Origin of the sequence: Faecalimonas umbilicata, from assembly GCF_004346095.1 — a bacterium.
In the GTDB taxonomy this organism is placed as follows: Bacteria; Bacillota; Clostridia; order Lachnospirales; family Lachnospiraceae; genus Faecalimonas; species Faecalimonas umbilicata.
The window spans coordinates 87157-107319 of sequence record NZ_SLZV01000004.1; the positions used below are offsets into that span (position 1 = coordinate 87157).

At 43.3% G+C, this 20163-nt stretch carries 16 protein-coding genes and 1 tRNA gene; 2 read left to right on the forward strand and 15 right to left on the reverse strand.

Annotated features, from left to right (window positions below; all coding sequences use genetic code 11):
* Positions 1–29: 29 nt before the first annotated feature.
* From EDD74_RS02845 to pepV, 7 genes are all read right to left on the reverse strand, one after another.
* Positions 30–887, reverse strand: coding sequence for a DegV family protein (locus EDD74_RS02845; RefSeq protein ID WP_116442270.1), 858 nt, complete (start codon positions 885–887; stop codon positions 30–32).
* Positions 888–906: 19 nt separating this feature from the next.
* The gene (locus EDD74_RS02850; RefSeq protein ID WP_116442271.1) at positions 907–1704 is read right to left on the reverse strand and encodes an MBL fold metallo-hydrolase; all 798 of its coding nucleotides are present in this window, start codon (positions 1702–1704) and stop codon (positions 907–909) included.
* Entirely contained in the window at positions 1701–2363 is a 663-nt protein-coding gene (gene coaE / locus EDD74_RS02855; protein ID WP_116442272.1) for a dephospho-CoA kinase, read from the reverse strand. Before coaE ends, EDD74_RS02850 begins: the two co-directional genes overlap by 4 nt.
* The gene (gene polA, locus EDD74_RS02860) at positions 2308–4920 is read right to left on the reverse strand and encodes a DNA polymerase I (protein ID WP_116442273.1); all 2613 of its coding nucleotides are present in this window, start codon (positions 4918–4920) and stop codon (positions 2308–2310) included. Before polA ends, coaE begins: the two co-directional genes overlap by 56 nt.
* 70 nt (positions 4921–4990) lie before the next feature.
* Positions 4991–5458: a DUF1893 domain-containing protein gene (locus tag EDD74_RS02865; RefSeq protein ID WP_016440587.1), complete on the reverse strand. Its 468-nt coding sequence runs from the start codon at positions 5456–5458 to the stop codon at positions 4991–4993.
* A complete protein-coding gene (locus tag EDD74_RS02870) occupies positions 5433–5963 on the reverse strand; it encodes an ECF transporter S component (RefSeq protein ID WP_016440588.1) in 531 nt (176 codons plus the stop codon). The genes EDD74_RS02865 and EDD74_RS02870 overlap by 26 nt, the downstream gene beginning before the upstream one ends.
* A gap of 10 nt (positions 5964–5973) precedes the next feature.
* Positions 5974–7380, reverse strand: coding sequence for a dipeptidase PepV (gene pepV, locus EDD74_RS02875; protein WP_116442521.1), 1407 nt, complete (start codon positions 7378–7380; stop codon positions 5974–5976).
* A 223-nt stretch (positions 7381–7603) separates the two neighbouring features.
* Here pepV and EDD74_RS02880 point away from each other — a divergent pair, with 223 nt between their 5' ends.
* A complete protein-coding gene (locus EDD74_RS02880; RefSeq protein WP_008975379.1) occupies positions 7604–8422 on the forward strand; it encodes a polysaccharide deacetylase family protein in 819 nt (272 codons plus the stop codon).
* A gap of 60 nt (positions 8423–8482) precedes the next feature.
* Here EDD74_RS02880 and EDD74_RS02885 read toward each other — a convergent pair whose 3' ends face one another.
* The 6 genes from EDD74_RS02885 to EDD74_RS02910 form a co-directional block, all read right to left on the reverse strand.
* A complete protein-coding gene (locus tag EDD74_RS02885) occupies positions 8483–8968 on the reverse strand; it encodes an acetyltransferase (RefSeq protein WP_008975378.1) in 486 nt (161 codons plus the stop codon).
* A 133-nt stretch (positions 8969–9101) separates the two neighbouring features.
* Entirely contained in the window at positions 9102–9377 is a 276-nt protein-coding gene (locus EDD74_RS02890; RefSeq protein ID WP_116442274.1) for a hypothetical protein, read from the reverse strand.
* Between the two features lie 224 nt (positions 9378–9601).
* Positions 9602–9683: transfer RNA gene (locus tag EDD74_RS02895), tRNA-Leu, on the reverse strand.
* Between the two features lie 86 nt (positions 9684–9769).
* Entirely contained in the window at positions 9770–11041 is a 1272-nt protein-coding gene (locus EDD74_RS02900) for a diaminopimelate decarboxylase (protein ID WP_116442275.1), read from the reverse strand.
* Positions 11042–11120: 79 nt separating this feature from the next.
* Entirely contained in the window at positions 11121–12557 is a 1437-nt protein-coding gene (gene pyk, locus EDD74_RS02905) for a pyruvate kinase (protein WP_008975375.1), read from the reverse strand.
* A 39-nt stretch (positions 12558–12596) separates the two neighbouring features.
* Positions 12597–13457, reverse strand: coding sequence for a rhomboid family intramembrane serine protease (locus tag EDD74_RS02910; RefSeq protein ID WP_016438589.1), 861 nt, complete (start codon positions 13455–13457; stop codon positions 12597–12599).
* Positions 13458–13661: 204 nt separating this feature from the next.
* Here EDD74_RS02910 and EDD74_RS02915 point away from each other — a divergent pair, with 204 nt between their 5' ends.
* The gene (locus tag EDD74_RS02915) at positions 13662–17912 is read left to right on the forward strand and encodes a 2-hydroxyacyl-CoA dehydratase (protein WP_116442276.1); all 4251 of its coding nucleotides are present in this window, start codon (positions 13662–13664) and stop codon (positions 17910–17912) included.
* A 3-nt stretch (positions 17913–17915) separates the two neighbouring features.
* Here EDD74_RS02915 and EDD74_RS02920 read toward each other — a convergent pair whose 3' ends face one another.
* Both EDD74_RS02920 and EDD74_RS02925 read right to left on the reverse strand, forming a co-directional pair.
* The gene (locus tag EDD74_RS02920; protein ID WP_116442277.1) at positions 17916–19058 is read right to left on the reverse strand and encodes an ABC transporter permease; all 1143 of its coding nucleotides are present in this window, start codon (positions 19056–19058) and stop codon (positions 17916–17918) included.
* The gene (locus EDD74_RS02925) at positions 19045–20154 is read right to left on the reverse strand and encodes an ABC transporter permease (RefSeq protein ID WP_116442278.1); all 1110 of its coding nucleotides are present in this window, start codon (positions 20152–20154) and stop codon (positions 19045–19047) included. The genes EDD74_RS02920 and EDD74_RS02925 overlap by 14 nt, the downstream gene beginning before the upstream one ends.
* Positions 20155–20163: the final 9 nt, after the last annotated feature.

Sequence of the window (20163 nt, forward strand, 5' to 3'; positions counted from 1 at the left end):
TTTTTACTATCATTCTTCCTCTATTCGTATTATTTTCCCATCACTTTTGTACATGCGACTGCCATTGCTCCCGGCCCGATGTGACACGCCACACTCAGAGACAATTTGTCCATATGTACCTCATATCCCGGAAATCTGCTCTCGATCTCTTCTTTCCATTTGGCAGCATCTTCCTCTGAACAGGTGTACGCAGCTTGGAGATATACCTTTTCCTTTCCAAAACGTTCCTCAATGTCTTTCTCCAGCGCATCTAACATCGCTTTTTTTGCCTGCTTCCATCCACGCACTTTTGCAAACGCATCGAGTTTCTCGCCTTGAATCTGGAGAACGGGTTTTAAATTCAGCACCGTTCCGATTGCCGCTGCCGCCGCAGTGATCCGCCCTCCCTTTTTCAAGTATTTCAAGGTATCTACGGTAATGTAAATACTCGCATCCAGTTTTTCTTCCTCCAAACGCTTCTGGATTTCCACTGCGCTCTTCCCTTCTGCTGCAAGTTCCATTGCATCCAAAACAGACTGTCTCTGCGTCACAGAAATTCTCTGGTTATTTACTACGCGCACCCGGCCGTCATAATCTGCTGCAAGCGCCATCGCAGTCTCACACGAACTGCTCAATCCACTGGACATCGGAATGTGCACAATCTCCTCGTACTCTTCCAAAAGGCGATCCCATAATTCCATTATTTCTCCCGGCGCCGGCTGAGAAGTCGAAATATCAGAATCTTGTGTCAAATGCTGATAAAATTCTTCCTGCGTCAGCGTAATGTCTTCCAGATATAATTTCCCATCTATAAAAAACGGCATCGGTATTACTTCTATCCCCAGACGTTTTGCCTGTGCCTGCGTAATCCCGCTGTTACTGTCTGTTACAATTGCTATCTTTTTCATACATCTCTCCTTCTTGCCATTAAACAGTGATAATATCTGATGGCATATCTCTCCTTGCGACTTCCATACGGAAATCTCCCGGTTTGTACGGAACATCACTTAACAGCACTTCCATTTTCACCGTCTCATATGCCAGTTCCGAATAATTATTTTCTTTGCTCAAATGTCCAAGCAGGACATGTTTCAAATTCTCATGCAAAATATCACAGAGAAGACGACCTGACAATTCATTTGACAAGTGTCCTCGATTTCCCAGAACTCTCTGCTTCAGATAGTACGGATAACTCCCCACTTCCAGCATATGAATATCATGATTTGCTTCTAAAAGAACCGCATCCAAATTTTGTAGCTTTGACACGGTATATTCATCATAAATCCCAAGATCCGTCGCCACTGCAACCGATTGCCCACCTTGCTCGATCCGGTACCCGGACGGCTCATTCGCATCATGAGAGATCACAAATGCTTCCACACTCAAATCTCCAAGCGTAAATTTCTGATCTACATCAATCTCATGAAACAGTCCGTCAGGAATCTCTCCAAGTTTTTTGTATTCCCTGACTCCTCGAATGGTTCCTGGTGTAGCATAGACAGGAATCTCATATTTTCTGCTGAACACACCAAGTCCCTGAATGTGGTCAGAATGTTCATGCGTAAGTAAGATTCCATCCAGTTCCTCTCCTTTGATCTCCAGATTTTTCAATCCTTCTTCAATTCGTTTCTTACTGATTCCCGTATCGATCAGAAGATGCGTGTGATCACTTCCCACATAAATACAATTTCCACTGCTCCCACTTGCTATACTGCATAATCTCATCGTGACTGTATCTCCATTTTTTCTAATATCTCCTTTATCTGTCTCTTTGTTTCTTCCAAAGATCCACTATTATCAATTACTCTGTCGCACTTCCGGAAGAAAAGCTCATCTGGATTCTGATTTTGCATAATCTCTTCGCACCGCTCCTCTGTATACCCTCTCGCCTCTTTCAGGCGCTGTACGCGGATACTTTTTTCTGTATAAATATACCAGACCTCATCACAGATTTCCTCATAATGCTCCTCCAATAGAAGTGCTGCCTCAAAAACCAAAAGTGTTGTGCCCTTCATACGTTCTGATTGGATCCGTTCCAAAAAATCCCGCTTAACTTCTGGATGGATCATCTGATTTAAAAACTGTAATTCTTCTGCATCTGCAAATACAATCGCTCCAAGCTTTTTTCGGTCGATTTCTTTTTCGTCATCAAGAATCTCCGCCCCAAAGTGTTCGACAATTCTCTCATAACAGCGCTCCCCCGGCATTTGTAGCTTATGCGCCATCTTATCTGCCTCGCAGACAGTCGCCTGATAATTTTCCCCTAAAAACTTCAGCACTTCACTTTTCCCGGATCCAACACCTCCGGTAATCCCGATAATCTTCATGTTATTTTGCCTCATACCAGTTTCGTCCTGTGTGCATGTCCACTTCCAGCGGAACATCCAGCTGTGCCGCCTGCTCCATCTGTTCCTTCAGAATTTTCTTCACATCTTCCAATTCTTCTTCATATGCCTCGATCAGAAGTTCATCGTGTACCTGCAACACCAGTCTTGATTTCATCTTTCGTTCCGTCAATTCCCGGTGTACTCCGATCATTGCAATCTTCATCACATCTGCTGCTGTTCCCTGGATCGGAGCATTCATTGCCACACGCTCCCCGAAAGCCCGCTGCATAAAGTTGCTTGATGCAAGTTCCGGTACCGGACGTCTTCTTCCAAACAGTGTAACAACATATCCCATCTCTTTTGCATGGGCGACTGTGTCATCTAAAAACTTCTTAATCCCCGGATAGGTCTCAAAATAGCGATCAATATATTCCGAAGCCTCTTTTCTCGTAATACTTAGGTCCTGACTCAGTCCAAAAGAGCTGATTCCATAAACAATTCCAAAGTTTACCGCCTTCGCATTTCTCCGCTGAAGTTCTGTCACCTCATCAAATGGTGTGTGAAATACCTGAGAAGCAGTAATCCGGTGAATGTCCTTCGCTTCGCGATAGGCATGGATCAATTCCTGATCCCCCGAGCAATGTGCAAGAATCCTAAGCTCAATCTGTGAATAGTCTGCATCCACAAATACATACCCCTCTTCCGGAATAAAGACTTTCCGGATCAGCCTTCCAAGTTCCATCCGAACCGGAATGTTCTGGAGATTCGGCTCTGTACTGCTGATCCGTCCAGTTGCAGTGATCGTCTGATTAAACTTGCCGTGAATTCTTCCATCGGCACAGATATAATTCGCCAATCCATCTGCATAAGTCGATTTTAATTTCGTAAGCTGGCGATACTCTAAGATCTTCTCAACAACCGGATATTCCGGTGCAAGCTTATCAAGAACATCTGCTGCCGTTGAATAGCCGGTCTTCGTCTTCTTCCCATGTGGCAATTTCAGTTTCTCGAATAAAATCACGCCAAGCTGCTTCGGCGAATTGATATTGAACGCTTCTCCTGCCTGCGCATAAATTTCCTTTTCCAACTCTACAATCTTCGTCCCAAGCTGCTCTCCATAAAAACGGAGCGCCTCCGCTTCCACGCGCACACCAGCCTGTTCCATCGCAAATAAAGTAAACAAAAGCGGCATCTCAATGGTGCGGAATAGCTCTTCCGTCCCGCTCTCTTTCATTTTTTCTTCCAACACAGCTGCCGCCGCCCAGATTACATATGCTTCGTAGCAGCTTCTGCAATAGCCTTCTGTCTTCTCATCGATAAGCAGTGACAAATGCTCTGCGGCCACGTCCAGCCACGTATAGTCGCTTTTTAACGGATTCAGCAGATACGCTGCAATTCCGACATCAAAGCACGACTCAGGGTCTTCTATCCTCACATAGGAAAGCGCTGCTTTCACATCAAACAATGCAACAACCGTTGTCTTGGCCAATGTTTCCACAAGTGAAAACAGGTCTTCCATCGTAAGCTCTCCCTCTGCCACAATCGTGTAGATTTCTTTCTCACTAAAAGCAAGTCCTACACTTCCAAATCCGGAAGAATGAGAAAACAGCGGTACTGCATCTTTTTCTTCTTTCCCGAAACTTACTCCGACGAAAGCTTCTTTTCCTGCACGGGCAAACAGTTCTTCTGCCTGCTGTTTATCTGTCACACGGACAAATGCATTTTCTATCTGATTTCCCTTTGCTTCCACATCGAATCTGCCGAGCAGATTTTTAAACTGAAGTTTCTGGAAATACTCATAAGCTTCCTCGGTATATAGATTTCCGATTTTTGCCTCTGAAAGTTCGTAAGAAATCGGTGCATTTACTTCAATCGTGGCAAGGATTTTGCTCATCTGCGCCTTGTCATAATGTTCCTTTAATGCTTTTGCCGCACGCGGCGGCTTCAGTTCCTCGACATGCGCATAAGCATTTTCTACAGACCCATACTCTGTGATAATCTTTGTCGCAGTCTTCTCTCCAATACTCGGCACTCCCGGAATATTGTCGGAGGCATCTCCCATCAACGCTTTCAGATCAATGAATTCCTGCGGAGTTACCTGATACCTTGCTTTTACGTCCGCGGCATAATAATCTTCAATTTCTGTCTTTCCCTGTTTTGTCTTTGGGATCCGTATTTTGACATGGTCCGTAGCAAGCTGCAGTAAATCTCTATCTCCCGACAAAATCACCACATCCATTCCCGCACGCTCTCCGATCCCCGCGATTGTCCCAAGCAGATCATCCGCTTCCAGGCCTTTCTGCTCTACAATTTTTATCTTCATCGCACGGAGTACTTCTTTCATCACCGGCACTTGCTGTCTTAACTCCTCTGCCATTGGTTTTCTCGTCCCTTTATAGTCCGAGAACATCTTATGGCGGAAAGTAGGAGCATGGACATCAAATGCGACGGTCAGATAGTCCGGGCGCTCTTCTTCTAATATTTTAAATAAAATATTCAAAAAACCATAAATAGCGTTTGTATGAAGCCCCTCTGCATTCGTCAGATCAGGGACCCCATAAAACGCTCTGTTTAAAATACTATGTCCATCTATTAATACAATTTTTTCACTCATTCTTCTCTCTCCGTTTCGGTGTCTCGTTCTTATTTATCATACACCAAATCGGATCGTTTTAAAAGAGATTTTATTTTTTCATCAACCGGGCGATCGTTTTTTCTAATGCTTCAAACGCTTCCTCTGGATCTTCCACCAACTGTACCGTCTCTTCCATCGGACACATGCCATCCTTTGTCCTGTTCTCAATATACGGCACAAGGGTTTCAAATTGATATGGAATCTGATGCTTTTCAAATATACTAACAGCACCCTCACTCATAACTCTTCCAAATACGGCCTGAACTTCTCCGAGAACCGCCAGAAGTGCTGCAGCCTTTCCAACAACCTTGTCCGCAATCACAGATCCTTGAAATGCTTTTCTGTCTGCGCGCAGCTCCACCATAAGCGGCTTGATCCCGATGGCATCCGAACACCTTACCGCTCCATCTTCCGATAAGATTACACAGCTTTTCTGCTCCTCTTTCAAAATCGTAACCGCATTGCTCAGTTGTTCTTCGATCTTCTGCTCCTTACTCCTCACCTCTGTCTCGTTCAATCATCCATCCTCCCTTTTTTAATGTAAAATAGAAAAGTGGGATTACCGTGATCTGAAGGATCATCCCCGGAATTCCAGATACAATCCCTGCCAGAAACGCTCCCATATTGGCAAACGGAAAATGGAACCCCAAAAGCTTAACACCGATGATCAAGGAACATCCATACAACACTCTTCCAAGGATCATCGCGCTGAGCAAAGTGAAATACACATTCATTTTTCTGATAAAAATCCCAGTGAAAATTCCGTAAGCCACAAGTTCCACAAGCATAAAATAAAGTTTAGGTACCGGCGGCATCCCGGTAAGCATAGAGCTTACGAGAGGGACAATCAGTCCAATCAGCCCGCCATAGCAAGGTCCAAGCAAGATTCCGGCAATCATCACAGGAAGATGCATCGGCAAAAATGCCATGCCCGCTCCTTGTCCAAATACATGGAACGCCTGCGGCAGTACAAGTCCGACGGCAGTCAAAAGACCGCCGTATACCATCTTTTTTGTTCTCATAAACTTATTCCTAACAGCAGAGTTCGCAGATTACCTGTGCGAAGATCTTAGCGCTGAGCACCAACTCATCGACAACTGCAAATTCATCCGCACCATGCATTCTATTATCCGTTCCCGGCATCGAGCATCCGAAAGCGACACCTCTTTCTAAGTGATGTACATAAGTACCTCCGCCGATTGCCAGGCATTCTCCTTTCTGTCCGGTATATTCTTCATAGCACGCAAGCAATGTCTGAACAAGAGGAGAATCTGCCGGGACATGATGCGGCGGATTCTGTGTCTCATTTAATAATGTGATCCCATCTTCTGCCATTCTTTCTTTTACGACATTTAATACGTTCTCTGTTGTACCGCAAATCGGAATCCGGCTGTCAAAGATTCCATCCAGTCCATCTTCATTTAACTCTAAAACACTAAAATTCATTGTGAGCTTCCCAGAAAGTTCATCTTCCAGATTGATACCAAGCGCCTCCGCCTGATGATCTCCGGACGGGAACATCCGATGTAATTTTTCTACTGCATCTGTTGTACTGCATGCTGCAAATGGAAGCATACATAATAATTCCAGAAGTGCTGTCAATGCATTCTTTCCTTCTTCCGGCTTAGAAGCATGTGCGCCTTCTCCCTCTGCATGGATGATCACAGTTCCTTCTGATTCCTCACAAGTAAAGACAACGCCAGTTTTCTTTTGTACCTGTTCTGCCTTCTCCAGGATCTCTGCGCTGCCAATTCCAACTACACTTGCAGTAGCTTTTCCCGGAACAATGTTGACGATCTTGCCGCCAGAAACACTTAAAATACGTGGAGATACCTCTTCTGTATCCCATTTTGCAACAAAATGTCCATTCAGACTTCCCTTCTCAATATTGATCACCGGAAAATCTGCATCCGGCGAAAATGTCATCGGTGCTTCTTTCTCTACCGCGTAGTAATGTGCGATATCACTGCTTCCACACTCCTCGTCAGTTCCAAGAATCAAACGTACATTTTTGTTTAATGGAATGCCAAGCTCTTTCACTGCACGCATTGCATACATCGCCGCAATTGCAGGTCCTTTGTCATCAGCACTTCCCCGGCCATACACTCTTCCATCTTTGATAACTGGCATGTACGGTTCTGTCACGCTCCATCCGTCACCTGCCGGAACTACGTCAAGATGTGCCAAAATGTCCAACTGCTTTTCCATGTCGTTTAAATCTGCTGTTCCAACATAGTTTTCATAATTTTTCACTGTAAATCCGTATCCTTCTGCCATCTCAAGTGCTTCTGCAAGTGCTTTCGCCGGTCCTTCCCCAAACGGACAATCGATGACTGCTTCCCCTTTTGTACTATTGATTCTGATCAGACGGCAGATATCTGCGAGCATTTCCTCTTTGTGTGCGTCTAAATAAGCTTCAATCTGTTCTCTGTATTGCATAAATCTCTTCCTTCCCTTCTTCTGACTTATCATGAAATCGCAGAGATAAACTCTGGTATTCCGGGCAATGACAGCTTTCCTGTCATATGCCGCACTTTGTGTCTTATTATACTGCACTTTGGGGGATACTACAATCTTTTTTAAAAATTTCGCTTTGTTTCTTAATGCATACGACTTCTGATTTTCCATATATTAGAATAACAATATCTTTCAGGAGTTTTCTATGTTCAAAAAACAGCATCTGATTTCTGCTTTCAAACTATGTTTCTTATTCAGCGCCGCATTTTGTATCGGCACCATGACTGCCCATTTACAGAAACAACAGTCTTTGAAGGCAATCCCCACAGCTGCCGACGGTAACTGGGGACTAAGTTTTCCCGAAGAAGGAAAAACACCAACTGGGAATGCCACCTCCGGAGAACTTTCAAAATACAATGCATTTTATGCTGGAAATCCCGATAAGAAAATAATCTATCTTACTTTTGATGCAGGATATGAAAACGGAAATACTGTTCCAATCCTCGATGCGCTAAAAAAACATCATGTTCCTGCAACTTTTTTTGTCGTCGGGAATTTTCTAAAAGAAAATCCGGATTTAGTGAAACGCATGCAGCAAGAAGGACACATCGTTGGGAATCATACATATACCCATCCTGACATGTCTAAAATCTCTACAAAAGAAGCATTCGAAAAAGAGCTTGGGGAACTGTCGACACTTTACCAGAAGACAACCGGAGAAGAAATGACAAAATTTTACCGCCCGCCACAAGGAAAATATAGCGAAGCCAATCTACAGATGGCAAAAGAGATGGGGTATCACACCTTTTTCTGGAGCCTCGCCTATGTAGACTGGTATCAGGATCAGCAACCGACCAGGGAAGAAGCATTTGAAAAACTACTCGGCCGCATCCACCCTGGTGCGATCGTCCTCCTCCACAGTACTTCCAGCACAAATGCCTCTATCTTAGACGAACTGCTCACAAAATGGGAAGAGATGGGATACACTTTCGGTTCTCTAAACGACCTGGTCCAGACACCATAGTTTTATTCACACTCAGATTCCCACACCTCAACCTGCCTACTGTCTTTTCTCTGAAATAAATTACTTCTTTAACTGAAAGGCGATTCTTTCTGTGCCGTCTGCCACTTGGATCTTTCCACATTTGACAAATCCATTCTTTTCCAGCAGGCGCTGCATAGGCAGATTCGCCTCATGTGTATCCACTCGAATTTCCTCGCTTTGCTCAATGCTCCATTGCAGGCAAAACATGCCCGCTCCCTTTCTTTCTCCGCTGGATGCCAGTCGGTGCAAGACATGATAGGGAGACTGGTTCAACCACTGTCCATCCCATATTTTCTCATAAGTTGGATCTGGTCCGCCACACAGGCTAAAGACTGCCACAATAGCTTCTTCCTCCTCACAAACATACTGACACCCTTGTTCAATTTCTTTTAGAATCAATTCTCTGGAAGGGTAACCCTTGTCCCATTGTGTCGCATTTCCGTTTTTTCTCATAAATGCACGTGCCTGCTCATATATCCTCATAATTTTATCGATTTCTTCTGCTTTTCCTCTTCTAATCTGCATCTGTTCTTCCTTTCTTCTCAAAGAAATAGGAATGTGTCTGACACATTCCTATTTCTGCTATTGATATTCCGTACAATCTGTCTTTGACCATCGTCCGACAGATTTCTTACTACTGTAACCTTGTCTGTACCAACTATCTTGCAGCTTTCTTATGTCCTTTCTCTACCACATCTGTCCAGCCAATCTCTGGCTGATAATTCTGTACTTCTTCACTCTTCTTTAAATCAAAGTACTTTTTGCTGGCACCGATCTTATCACAGATCTTAAAAAATCCGAGTTCCAAAAGGTTAAAGAACTTATGGAACGGTTCAATTTTGTAATCTACATGCCCTTTCATAAAAAGCGCAGCCACAATTCCAGTCAATACAACAGTAGTCATTACAATGATACTCTGAATATGATTCAACATTGCCTTCAACCCCTTTTCTTTTCGTTTTCTTTATTTTAATTCTATTTGCCAAAATAGTCAATCATTTTTATTATTTATTTATAATTTTCTATCATTTTTAATTATCTTTCTAAAATACACTGTTTTCTCCGACCTACAAATTACATATGACCGTTTGCGTCCCCCGATTGCAAGTGTTTTTCTATGCAAAAAATCCAGACTACTTAAAGTAATCTGGATTTTACTGCCGATGGCCGGACTCGAACCGGCACGGATCGCTCCGCATGATTTTGAGTCATGTGCGTCTGCCAATTCCGCCACATCGGCTCTTTTACCTCGGTTCATCTCTCAGAACCGAGATTTATCATAACACACTTTTTTTTAAATTGCAAGTCCTTTTTTCTATTTTTTACTTATTTTATCAATTTTTTTCCAATTTCAAAGCAATCAAACGTCGCATAGTAATCCGCCGGCGTCTCTGCTCTCCGGATCATCTGTACACTTCCGTCTTCTTTCAACAAAAGTTCTGCCGATTTCAATTTGCCGTTATAGTTATATCCCATTGCAAATCCGTGTGCACCGGTATCATGGATATAAAGCAGATCTCCAGTATCGATCTTTGGAAGCATGCGATCAATCGCAAATTTGTCATTATTTTCACAGAGCGATCCCGTCACATCATACTTATGGTCACATGGCGCATCCTCTTTTCCCATAACTGTAATATGATGATAAGCCCCATACATTGCCGGGCGCATCAGATTTACCGCACATGCATCGCAGCCAATGTATTCCTTATGCGTATGTTTTTCATGGATTGCCCTTGTCACAAGTGCACCGTACGGCCCCATCATAAATCTGCCAAGTTCTGTATAGATCGCAACATCTCCCATACCTGCTGGCACAAGTACTTCCTCATATACTTTTCTGACCCCTTCCCCGATCGCATGGATATCGTTCGGTTCTTGATCCGGGCGATACGGAATTCCAATTCCACCGGACAGGTTGATAAATTTAATATGGACTCCTGTTTCCTTCTGCAACTTCACTGCCACTTCAAACAAAACTTTTGCAAGCATCGGATAATATTCATTTGTCACTGTATTGCTTGCAAGAAAGGCATGAATTCCGAAGTGCTTCGCCCCTTTTTCTTTTAAAATCCGGAATGCATCAAACAGCTGCTCTGTCGTCATTCCATATTTTGCATCCCCAGGATTGTCCATAATGTCATTGCTGATCTGAAACAGTCCACCCGGATTGTACCGACAGCTGATGGTCTCCGGGATATATCCGATTGCCTTCTCCAGAAAATCAATATGGGTAAAATCATCCAGATTGATAATTCCTCCCAACTTATCCGCATAAACAAATTCTTCTGCCGGAGTTGCATTGGAAGAAAACATAATATCTTCTCCCACAGCTCCTATCGCTTCTGACATCATCAATTCTGTATAAGAAGAACAGTCGCAACCGCATCCGTATTCTCTTAAAATCTGAATCAAAAATGGGTTGGGTGTTGCCTTGACTGCAAAATATTCTTTATATCCCTTATTCCAAGAAAAAGCTTCCTTTAGTGCTCTCACATTTTCACGAATTCCTCTCTCGTCATAAATGTGAAACGGAGTCGGATAGATTTTTGCAATCTCTTCCAGTTGCTCTTTTGTCACAAATGGTTTCTTCGTCATCGTTTCTTCTCCTTTTCTATTGCAGAGAAGGCATGACCGAACAGCTGTCTGCCGTCTTGTCATGCCCTCTCGGACTATTTTATTCCACTACAGCGATTCTCATCATATTACTTACGCCGTCACGTGATTTTTTGATCGTTGGAGACGGAATTCCCGCTGTCATTACGACAATATCACCCGGCTCCACAAGTCTCTTTGCTGTCACAAGATCGATCGCATCGTTACAGATATCTTCTGTCGTGTTGTACTCAATCGATTTTACTGGTGTTACACCCCAGTAGATCTGCATTTTTCTCAAAGTTTCTTCACACGGTGTCACACCGATAATATCTGCCTTTGGTTTGAACTTAGACACTACTCTTGCTGTTGCACCGGTTACAGACGGTGTGATGATACATTTTGCTGAAAGATTCATTGCAGTTGCCACAGAAGAATATCCGATCGCACTAGAAATTCCTTTCTTTCTATGCTCCTGCGCTTTTTCAAGAAGCACATCATAATCAAGATGTTTCTCTGTGTTTTCAATAATGTGTACCATCATCTGTAAAGCTTCCACCGGGTATTTTCCCTGCGCTGTTTCACCTGAAAGCATCACTGCATCTGTTCCATCATAAACAGCATTGGCAACATCTGTCACTTCCGCTCTTGTCGGACGCGGATTACGGATCATGGAGTCTAACATTTGTGTTGCAGTGATTACCGGCTTATAGTTATCATTACATTTCTTGATCAGCATTTTCTGTAAGTACGGTACTTTCTCTGCCGGGATTTCCACACCGAGATCTCCTCTCGCAACCATGATACCGTCTGCACAGTGAATGATCTCATCGATATTTTTGATTCCCTCTGCATTTTCAATCTTCGCAATAATCGGTGTATGTGGTGCTCCACACTCTTTTAATAATGCTCGGATTTCCAAAATTCCTTCTGCAGAACGAACAAAGGATGCTGCAATAAAGTCAATTCCCTGTTCCACACCAAAAATAATATCTTCACGGTCTTTCTTCGTAAGTGCAGGAAGACGTACCGGAACATTTGGAACATTGACACCCTTTCTTTCTCCAAGTTCTCCTCCATTTAACACTTTACAAGTGATTTCATTTCCGTTGATGTTCTTTACTTCTAACTCAATCAATCCATCATCGATCAGGATTCTCTTGCCTGGTTCTACATCTTCTGCAAGTCCATCGTACGTGATAGATACTTTTTTTGCATCTCCTTCAATTTCTTCTGTTGTCAGCGTAAACATCTCTCCTGCTTCTAACATTACCTTCTTTCCGTCTTTCAGCACACCTGTACGGATCTCTGGTCCTTTTGTGTCGAGCAGAATCGCAATCGGCTTCCCAATCTCCTCACGAACAGATTTCAGAAGATCCATTCTTCCTTTCTGCTCCTCGTGAGAGCCATGCGAAAAGTTAAAGCGCGCTATATTCATGCCTTCTTCCGCGAGACGCTTCATCATAGCTCTATCGTTCGTATTTGGTCCCATCGTACATATAATTTTTGTCTTTCTCATCTTTTACTTTTCCTTTCTTATCTCACTTCAGTCTCAAAATCATTTGACATGCTCATGCGTAAATAAATGATCCTGGCAATATTCGTAATCGCCATTGCACTTTGTACAATACCGAAACTCCAGATTCGGATCGTCCAGTTCTGTTCTGCCACACACAGCACATCTGTGTCTTGCTCCATTGGCATAAGTGTGTTCTGCCCGGTGCACTTGTTTCTTATATGCTTGTTTCCTTCTGATTTCTTTTGGTGAGTAAGCCTTCATATTCCTTGATGATACATAGAAGATCAGGAAATTCAAAAGAGATACGAATGCTGCGATTGCGTCTGCTTTATACATAATTCCAAAGACCCCTCCTGCGTAAGCCGGAAGAATTCCCTGCAAGATCGTGAATGCAAAAAATGCCCCATCCAGCAATGCTAGATATTTGACCTTAATCGGAATGACAAAGAACAACAAAAACTCTACATTCGGATACAATGCCGCAAAGGCAAAAAACAGTGACAGATTCAAGTACGAAGTCCCGATTGGGAATGAAATTCCTGTCAGGAAGTATACGATCAGCGCCGCAATCAAGTGAAACAATACCCCGGTAAAAAAGTACAGATTAAACCGGAACGCTCCCCATGCCGCCTCTAGATTCTGTCCGATCATGTAATACAAATACAATGCAAAAACAATAAAAATCGGGCTTCCGTCTGGTGGCTGAAGCAAAAATGTCACAATTCTCCAAATCTGCCCATGCAGAATTGCGTTAGCATTCAGGCTCAGATACTCCATATAAAAACCAGGTGCGATCAGGTTCAGAACGAAGCCAACCGCATAAAGGATGATAATGTAATGCATCAGATTGTGTATTGCATATCTTCCAAATTTACGTTCTAGTTTGTTGATCCAATTCATATGAATAACTACTCCTCTTGACCTTTCTTAAAATTTACTCATACTAATTGTACCTGCAAGCTCCTCTTTTGTCAATTCTAACAGTTTATTATTTTTTCGTTGTATTTTGCAAATTGTTGTCATATAATGAAAATTGTTTTTTTAAGCAGACTATATTTTAATAGGTTAGAACAGACCTTATTTCTTCTAAAAGGAGCAATATTTATGAATTACAAACAACTATATAAACTGGGAATCGACATCGGTTCTACCACTGTAAAGATTGCAATTCTTGATACAGAAAATAATGTACTCTTTTCTGACTACGAGCGTCATTTTGCTAATATTCAGGAGACTCTTTCCGATCTTCTCGGGCGAGCGCTTTATAAACTCGGTCCAATCTTAGTATCTCCTGTCATGACTGGTTCTGGCGGGCTGACACTTGCCAATCACCTGGAAGTTCCTTTTGTACAGGAAGTCATCGCAGTCTCTACCGCTCTTCAGGACTACGCACCTCAGACCGATGTTGCAATCGAGCTCGGTGGAGAAGATGCAAAAATCATCTACTTTGAAGGCGGAAATGTCGAACAGCGCATGAACGGGATCTGCGCCGGTGGTACTGGTTCTTTCATTGATCAGATGGCTTCTCTTCTGCAGACAGACGCTACCGGATTAAATTCCTACGCAAAAAATTATCAGGCGCTTTACTCCATCGCTGCACGCTGTGGTGTCTTTGCGAAATCAGATATCCAGCCTCTGATCAATGAGGGCGCTACAAAAGAAGATCTCGCTGCTTCTATTTTTCAGGCAGTCGTAAATCAGACGATCAGTGGGCTTGCCTGCGGAAAACCGATCCGCGGACATATCGCCTTCCTTGGCGGTCCTCTCCACTTTTTGTCAGAGCTGCGAAATAGCTTTATCCGCACTCTAAATCTCGACGATGAACATATCATCGCACCGAAGCATTCCCACTTGTTTGCTGCGATTGGGTCTGCACTTAACTCTAAGGGAGATCACGAAACCTCTCTGACAACCCTTCAGACAAGACTGGCAGAACATATCCATATGGATTTTGAAGTAGAACGTATGGAACCACTGTTTGCAAGTGAAGCAGAGTATCAGAGCTTCAAGACCAGGCACGAACGACATCAGGTTCCTGTACTTGATCTCTCCTCCTACAAGGGAAACTGTTTTCTCGGGATTGATGCAGGATCTACCACAACAAAAGCGGCACTTGTCGGCGAAGACGGAAATCTTCTTTACTCTTTTTATCACAGCAATGATGGTGATCCGTTAGGAACAACGATCAAGGCAATTAAAGATATTTATACAAAACTTCCAGATGGGGTTAAAATTGCCCACTCCTGCTCCACAGGATACGGAGAAGCCCTTATAAAAGCCGCCCTTTTACTTGATGAGGGTGAAGTGGAGACTATTTCCCACTATTATGCTGCCGCTTTTTTCAATCCAGATGTCGATTGTATTTTAGACATCGGCGGACAGGATATGAAATGCATTAAAATCAAAAATCACACTGTGGACAGTGTACAGTTAAATGAAGCTTGTTCTTCTGGCTGCGGATCCTTCATTGAGACATTTGCGAAATCTTTAAATTATAGCGTGGAAGACTTTGCACATGAAGCACTTTTTGCCAAGCATCCGATCGACCTTGGAACACGCTGTACTGTTTTTATGAACTCAAAAGTCAAACAAGCACAAAAGGAAGGGGCATCTGTCTCGGACATTTCTGCCGGACTCGCCTATTCTGTCATCAAAAATGCACTGTATAAAGTTATCAAGGTATCAGATGCCAGTATGCTTGGGAAAAACATTGTCGTACAGGGAGGTACTTTCTACAATGATGCCGTGCTTAGAAGTTTTGAAAAAATTGCAGACTGCGAATGTATTCGACCAGATATCGCAGGAATTATGGGCGCTTTCGGCGCTGCTCTGATTGCCCGCGAGCGTTTCAATGAAAGTAAAGGAACAACCATGCTTCCGATAGAAGAAATTGAAGCGCTTACATACAGCACAACAATGACAAAGTGCCGCGGATGCACAAATAACTGTCGGCTTACTGTCAACCGTTTCAGCGGCGGAAGAAGTTTTGTTACCGGAAACCGCTGTGAACGCGGACTTGGAAAAGAGAAAAAGGAACAGGAACTTCCAAATTTATTCGCATACAAAAACGAACGTTGCTTCGGTTATGAACCGCTTTCCGAACAAGAAGCCGTACGCGGAACGGTCGGTCTTCCTCGTGTTTTGAACATGTATGAAAATTACCCGTTCTGGTTTACTTTCTTCCATGAACTGAAATTCCGTGTTGTGCTCTCGCCACCGTCTAGCCGTAAGATTTATGAACTCGGAATCGAATCTATTCCAAGTGAATCTGAATGTTATCCGGCAAAACTGGCACATGGACATGTGGAATGGCTGATCAATCAGGGAGTGACCTTTATTTTCTATCCTTGCATTCCTTATGAACGGGAAGAGTTTAAAGATGCAAACAATCATTATAACTGCCCAATGGTTACATCCTATGCTGAAAACATCAAAAATAATATGGATGCGATCACCAATGGAACGATTCACTTTAAAAATCCATTCCTCTCTTTCCAAAGCGAGGAAGTGCTGTCCAAGAGGCTCACAGAAGAATTTTCAAAAGAATTCCAGATTCCAGAACAGGAAATTCGCCATGCAGTAAAAAAAGCATGGGACGAACTTGCCGCCTGCCGGGAAGATATCCGAAAAAAAGGAGAAGAGACGATCGCATGGCTTGAAAAACATCATAAGAGGGGAATCGTTCTTGCCGGACGCCCATATCACATTGACCCGGAAGTCAATCACGGAATCCCAGAACTGATCAACTCCTACGGGATCGCTGTACTTACAGAAGACTCCGTCTCACACTTACACAAAGTAGAGCGCCCTTTGATCGTCATGGACCAGTGGATGTACCATTCCCGCCTCTATGCTGCGGCAAACTATGTCAAGACAAAAGATAACCTGGATCTGATCCAACTTACTTCTTTTGGATGCGGACTAGATGCAGTAACTTCTGATGCGGTCTCTGATATTCTGACAAACTCAGGAAAGATTTATACTTCCCTGAAGATTGATGAAGTCAATAACCTTGGAGCTGCCCGCATCCGTATCCGATCCTTGATCGCAGCGATCCGCGTTCACGAAAAGATACACACAACCCGTACGATCCAGCCATCTTCCATCCAAAAGGCAGTATTTACAAAAGAGATGAGAAAAGACTATACGATTCTCTGTCCGCAGATGTCTCCGATCCACTTTGACCTTTTGGAGCCGGCGATCCGCTCCTGCGGCTACCAACTGGAAATTCTTCCGAATGATAATAAAGAAGCGGTCAATGTAGGTCTAAAATACGTCAACAACGACGCATGCTATCCGTCACTGATCGTTGTCGGACAGATTATGGATGCCATCTTATCGGGAAAATATAACACCGATAAGCTCGCTGTGATTATATCGCAGACTGGTGGCGGCTGTCGTGCTTCGAATTATATTGGCTTTATCCGGCGGGCACTCAAAAAAGCCGGCTATCCTCACATTCCGGTCATTTCCCTGAATTTGAGCGGCCTTGAGAGCAACCCTGGATTCCAGATCACTCTCCCTCTTGCACTGAAGGGAATTTATGCTGTTGTTCTGGGAGATGTCTTCATGAAATGTCTGTACCGTGTCAGACCATACGAAGCAGTCCCTGGTTCTGCCAATGCGCTTCATGAAAAATGGAGAAAGAGGTGTAAAGAATTTTTATCTGGTGGTTATCCATCCAGGCGAACTTTCTCATCGCTGTGCGCACAGATCATACATGAATTTGACGAACTTCCGATTCTCAATAGAAAAAAACCGCGTGTTGGAATCGTAGGAGAGATCCTTGTAAAATTTCTCCCTGCAGCCAACAATCATCTTGTGGAACTGTTAGAACAGGAAGGTGCTGAAGCTGTTGTTCCGGATCTCCTGGACTTTTTTGCCTACTGCTTCTATAACAACAATTTCAAAGCAAGCCACCTTGGAATGAAAAAATCTTCGGCCACAAAGGGAAACCTTGGAATTCACGCACTGGACTGGTTCCGGGCACCGGCTTCTGCTGCCTTTGCAAAGAGCAAACGTTTTTCTGAACCAGCAAAAATCTCGGATCTGGCAGCAATGGCACAAGACATTGTGTCTGTTGGAAATCAGACTGGGGAAGGATGGTTTCTGACCGGAGAAATGTTAGAACTGATCCATAGCGGTACTACAAATATCGTCTGTGCACAGCCATTTGGCTGCCTCCCAAATCATATTGTCGGAAAAGGTGTCATCAAAGAGCTGCGACACCGCTATCCGCTTGCAAACATTGTTGCCATCGACTATGATCCAGGCGCAAGTGAAGTCAACCAGCTGAATCGGATCAAACTGATGCTGTCTACCGCACAAAAGAATCTGGAGCGAGAAGAAGACTAATTTTTAGTCTTCTTTCTGCTCTTTTATTTTCAACACTGCCATACCGATACTGATACATGCTGCTGCAAACAAACACTGAATCCCAAATGATTTCCAGATTTCGCTCTGTCTCTCCGGTGTAATCTCCCGGAACCCGGCAAGCAGATTGTTGACTTCTTCATACCAATAAACCGGAAGTATTCTGGAGAATTTCAATATCCCTTTATCTAATACAGATGTTGGAGTGAACACCCCTCCAAGAAAAGAAACTGCCAACGCTGTCACATTCACAATAATATTGATGACGTTCTCACTCTCTGCGACTGCTCCAATCAAAAATGCCATTGCAAGACTCGTTAGAACCATCAGGAAACTGTTTCCTGCCAGATACGCAGCATGCGGGCTTTCGAAAAAGCTATTTTTTGAAAAAATTATGGCAACTCCGATCATCGCTGCCCAGAAAATAATCCCTACAACTAGAAATGCAAGCATTGCTTCCACCGTCTGGCGACGCAGAGAAACTGCAGAACATTGCAGCCGCTGTCTGATTTCTTTCTTCCGGTATGCATTCATCGGAATACTTAAGATCAGACACAATACTGCAATGGAAAGGTATGGAAGGAAACGAAAAATATAATAATAAGATTCCCATTTCCCCTGATTCCCATTGAGATTTAAAAGTCTGACCGATTTCTCTTCCAACTGTTGGTTTACAAGCGCAAATGCTTCCTGCATGGAATACCCATTTTCTGTACAAAACTGTACTTGATTCAGAAACAAATTGATCTGCTGTTTCAAATAATCCGCTTCTGCATATCCCGGTATTTTTGTCAACTGTACTTCCCACTTTTCTCCCACTCCTCTCGGAATGCGGATTACACTAGAAATTTCCCCATAGTAAATTGCCTCCAAAAGAGTCCCCTCCGCATTGCCTATCTCTGTGATTTCATGCAAAGTCGCAAGATAATTTGTAAGCCCTTCTGCCAGTATTCCTCCATCCTCATCCACAACTGCAATCTTCAGACGGCTTCTTTGAAATTCTTTTTCTTCCTTTTTCTGTGTTTCCCCCTGTATGATCAGCATTGTCAAAAGAAACAATGCTGTGTAAATAAAAATAAATCCCCAGTTCCGCTTGATGATCAAAAGATATCCTCTAAATACTGTCATAGCGTTTCCTCCTCATTACAATACATCCGGCAACAAGAAACATCATCCCCATTCCAAACAGCATCATCACATTTCTCCAGTATCTTGCCATATCTTCATAAATTGTCATACTGAAGAATCCATCCGAGATCAGCGCAACCGGGTTCCATGCATTGAGTAGCGGACAACATTTGTCCACAATATGTCTCATATTCTGTACCATAAGCCCTCCAAAAAAACTGAGCAACATCGTAATCAACGTCAAGAAATTCAGTCTATGTGTCCCTGAACTTTTTCCGATACTTCCTGCAATAATGCCGAAAGACACTCCAATCATTCCTCCTGCCATACAGAGAAGTAAGATTTTCCCATTATCTTCCCCAAGCGGAATCCGAAGAATTCCTTTCAGGTAACAGATCAAAATCCACAAGTTTACAAAATGGATCCCGTACACAACGAGAAAATCTGCCATCATTATCTTTCCTCTGGACAGATAACTTATATTTCTCCTCATCCCCACCGGTGACTGATCCGCATTGCTGCTAAGAGATACAGCAAACCCCAAATCGCAGCCAAACATGCAAGCCATCCCAACCAGTGCAAAAAAATACTCTACAAGAGAGTTTCTTACCGTTCCCCCAAGAGAAGTTTCTGTCGTTCGATCCCTGTATGCTTTCATCGAATCCATCATTCCTTCAAGCCTCTCCGGATGTTCTACCGCCACTTTCTCTATCAGTCTTTCATTTGTATTATACTGCTTCAGTATCGTTTCTAATATGCTGGGAGCAACTCCCGTGGCGGCAACTGTCAGTGTCCGTTCCCTTCCCTCCGTATAAATTCCTTGCACCTTTCCATTTTCCAGTGCTTTTTCTGCCTCCTCTTCTTCCATCACATGAAAAGATAGCAGATCTTCTGCACCTTCCAAAAATGTCAGAAAAGGAGAATCTTCTTCCGCGACAACTGCCACATCAATCATTTCCAGCTGTGGACAATTTGCATTTTTCCAAAACCCAAAATAGTAAAGTGTTCCGAGAATCACTGGGAATAATAATGCCCAGAACATCAATGCACGCATCCGGATGATCTGTAAAAAACGGTATTTAACTAAATGTAACATCGTTCTCCC